Below are 3625 nucleotides of genomic sequence, written 5' to 3' on the forward strand. Positions count from 1 at the left end.
CAGATAGATAAATGATGGTAGACCAGCCAAGTTCCTTCCAAATCACTTGCCCGATGTAGACGGTTCGCAGCCATTGAGGAGAAGTTAAGAAGCTGATCTTCTCACCGCCCAGCGCGGCAATCATTTCATTCAGCACCCCACCGTCTACGGTTAGGAATACATAAGAAATCGAAACAATGATAACCCATGACATAAAGTGCGGGATGTAGATGATGGTTTGAATAATGTTTTTAAAAAACATCTTCCTAACCTCGTTCAGCATGAGTGCCAAAATGATGGGCAATGGAAAAAAGATTACAATGTTCAGCGCAAACAAAACCAGTGTATTACGAAGCAGCATAAAAAACGTAGGCTCGGTAAACAAACGAATAAAATGCTTCATTCCTACCCATGGACTGCCCGTGATTCCCTGAAAAGCTTGATAATCCTGAAATGCAATCACCAATCCCCCCATAGGAAAGTACTTAAAAATAATGAAGTACACCAGTCCGGGTAAAACCATTAAATAGAGCAACTTGTGTTTCTGCATTCGTAAAAGGCTTTCTGTCGTTCTTTTGTTCTTTTTCATTTTCATGTTTGGTGCGGGGACACTTGAAACTTTCATTAGTTCGACCTCCTTCAAACGTTCCTGTATACGTTTTCAAGAGTACGCGATTTTCAGCATTCCGCATATAATCATCAAATGATAGCGTTTACAAAATTGAGTATACAGCCTACTTTTCAACCTTTTCACCTTAGCTAATGATTACAACACAACCTAATGATCATCCGCTTTTCTCCATGATTAGAGAACACCTCAAGATTTGATTATATACGGAATTCTTTCCTCTTGATAAGGTTGACATGTAAACGATTACGAGGAGGTCAACCACATTGACGCAACCATTACGAAAACAAAAATTACGAAAAAAAGAATCGCTGGGCAGCCGTATTTTCAACATTGTAAACAGTACACTATTGATTCTCATTGCCCTCACTTGTCTCTTACCTTTTTTGAATATCATCGCCAGCTCTTTTGCCTCAACTGAAGAAGTGATAGCCAAGAAGTTCATTTTATTCCCCGTTACTTTTTCCTTGGATGCCTATCGCTATATTCTGTCGACTCCCACCATTTTTAGAGGTCTCGGGGTTTCGGTTGGAGTAACGGTCGTCGGTACAGTTGTAAGTATGATATTTACTGCTTTTATGGCTTATGGATTATCCCGAAGATATCTACTTGGCCGCAATACGATTAACTTCATTGTCGTGTTTTCTATGTTGTTTAGTGGGGGGATGATTCCGACATTCCTGGTTGTAAAAAGTATGGGGCTTATCAATTCGTATTGGTCCTTGATTCTTCCCGTGGCCATTAATGCGTTTAACCTGATTATCATGCGTAACTTTTTTCAGGCGCTGCCAGATGATTTGGAGGAATCAGCCAAGATGGACGGGTGCAACGATTTTGGTATCTTCTTTAAAATTATGTTGCCGTTAGCCCTGCCTTCTATTGCAACCATCTCTCTATTCTACGCTGTTGCCTACTGGAATACGTATATGCACGCCATTCTCTATATCAATGATTCTGCCAAATGGCCGATTCAAGTCTTGCTACGTCAAATTGTAATCGTTTCCAGTGGTATGCAGGCAGAAGGAACTGCTGTAGATGTCATCCCGCCTGCGCAGACGATTAAGATGGCAGTCATTGTCATTGCGACCGTTCCGATGTTAATCGTGTATCCATTTGTGCAAAAGCACTTTGTCAAAGGAGCTTTATTAGGAGCGGTTAAAGGCTAATTGGCTTGCTTCATCTTTCGGTAAGCTCCCGGTGTAACCTGTTCCTTTTTCCGAAAAGAGCGGATAAAGTTTTGCGAATTATGATATTGCAGTCGCTCAGCGATTTCTTTAATCGTCATATCGGTCTCAACGAGCCATTTCTTGCCCATTTGTAACCGGTAGCCCATTAGATATTCACTAAACGTCGTTCCATATTCTTTTTTGAAAATGCTGCTTAAATAATTCGGATTGTAATGAAGTCGGTCTCCAATGAGTTCTAATGATAATTCCTGGTCATATTCAGCACGGATAATAGCAGCAATTTTTTCCGAGAGACAGCGGAATTGCTGATTGGTCTTCTCTTTCATGCTTTTTACCATAGGGAAAATAACTTGCTCTATCAGCATACGTTCTATCTCTTCCGGGTTACGGATGTCCAGCAAACGATGATACAAAGCATGATTGTCTTGCGTCAGCAGCACTTCAATCCCTAATAGCTGCTCCAATTGGATGAGGTTATTCACAAACCGTACCAACAGCACTTCAAAGTTCATGGAATGATTGTTTTTTATCATCATTTCCTCCAATAAAGAGTGCACGGTATGGTATACCTGCTCTTCGTCCCCTATTCGGATGGCATCAAACAGTTTTGATTCCAATTCCGTAGGATAATGAAGCAGCACCGGACCTGAAATGACCATGGAAATATCTTCATAAAAAATAATTGATTCTTTGCCTAAATTTAAACGGTGATGCAAAGCTTGCTTGCTCATCTCACAGGCTTCTTTACTTTCTAATAAGTTATCATACGCCGTACTAATGCCGATGCTGATGGATACATTCAAATACTCTTTTACGTTTTGAACCAAAAGGGTCGCATCATCTAGGACTTGCTTTCTCATTTCCTGTTCGCTCTTACCTGTCAAAATTAATATGGTGGCCTGAGTGTTATCGTTCAAAATGATGGGAAGCATTCGCTGCTGCTCTGGAATCGTTTCTTCTACGATTTTATTAATAGCCAGCAGCAAAACATCTTTATCCGAGGGCTCTCGATCTCCCAGATTATCCAGTTGGACTAACAAGGTAATATACATTTGATTCTCGATCGGCGGATAACCCAAGCGTGGCATTTTTCGTGCCAATTCCTCTGCAGAAATACGTTTGCGGAACAGGTTGAGAATCAATTGGGTCTCCAACTGTGGCATTTCGGACTGAATGAGACTTTCCAAGCTTTCTTTCTCGGTTACAATGTTATCGATTGAATTAATAATCCATTCAATTTCATTTTTAGAAGGTTCATTTTTGAAAGCGAAATTAGGATTTTTAGGCAAGCTTCGTTTTATTTGCTGAAATGGCTTTGTAAAGTAAATGGCAATGAAGTACGCCACTACCACCATTAAGAGCGTTAATACAAGTCCCATCATGATGATCCCAAATTTGGTCGTTTGAAAGGCATCCGCAATTTCTTTCTTATCTAATACCGTTAAGTAAGTCCAATTGTTGTAAGCAGATTTGGCATAAATGACTTGTCGTGCAGGCTGCTGATCCGTTTTCTCCAAAGTTAACATACCTGTGTTGTTCGGCTTCACTGCAGCTTCTGAAATGTGCTGAAGCTGTTGGGTGGACAATAATTGTTCAGCAGGCTGGGTTTCATACATTAAATCGCCTTGTTTATTCAAAATAAAAACAGCCATATGATCCTCGGTTTGAATCGTATGATTTAACGTTTGCAGCGAAATATCCGACAAAGCAATGGCTTGCTTCTTCTTAGAGAATACAGGCAAGGTATTAACAAAACGAATTCCTTTATCTGTTTTAACCCAGAATAGTCCCTTCTCTTGGTGGTCGATATAGTTACTAATCAGCTTTTCTC

2 protein-coding genes and 1 pseudogene are annotated in these 3625 nt (G+C 40.3%); 1 reads left to right on the plus strand and 2 read right to left on the minus strand.

Annotation, left to right across the window (positions count from 1 at the left end):
• Positions 1-604: pseudogene (locus GRP75_RS21565) on the minus strand (sugar ABC transporter permease); the annotation flags it as partial.
• 269 nt (positions 605-873) lie between these two features.
• Here GRP75_RS21565 and GRP75_RS21570 point away from each other — a divergent pair.
• On the plus strand, positions 874-1773 hold the full coding sequence (locus tag GRP75_RS21570; protein WP_028540498.1) for a carbohydrate ABC transporter permease: 900 nt from the start codon (positions 874-876) through the stop codon (positions 1771-1773).
• Here GRP75_RS21570 and GRP75_RS21575 read toward each other — a convergent pair.
• Positions 1770-3625: helix-turn-helix transcriptional regulator (locus GRP75_RS21575; RefSeq protein ID WP_160790317.1), on the minus strand; the 1856-nt coding region annotated here is incomplete at its 5' end. The two genes, GRP75_RS21570 and GRP75_RS21575, sit on opposite strands and share 4 nt — an antisense overlap.

This window comes from Paenibacillus sp. OT2-17, from assembly GCF_009827695.1.
GTDB lineage: Bacteria > Bacillota > Bacilli > Paenibacillales > Paenibacillaceae > Paenibacillus > Paenibacillus polymyxa_B.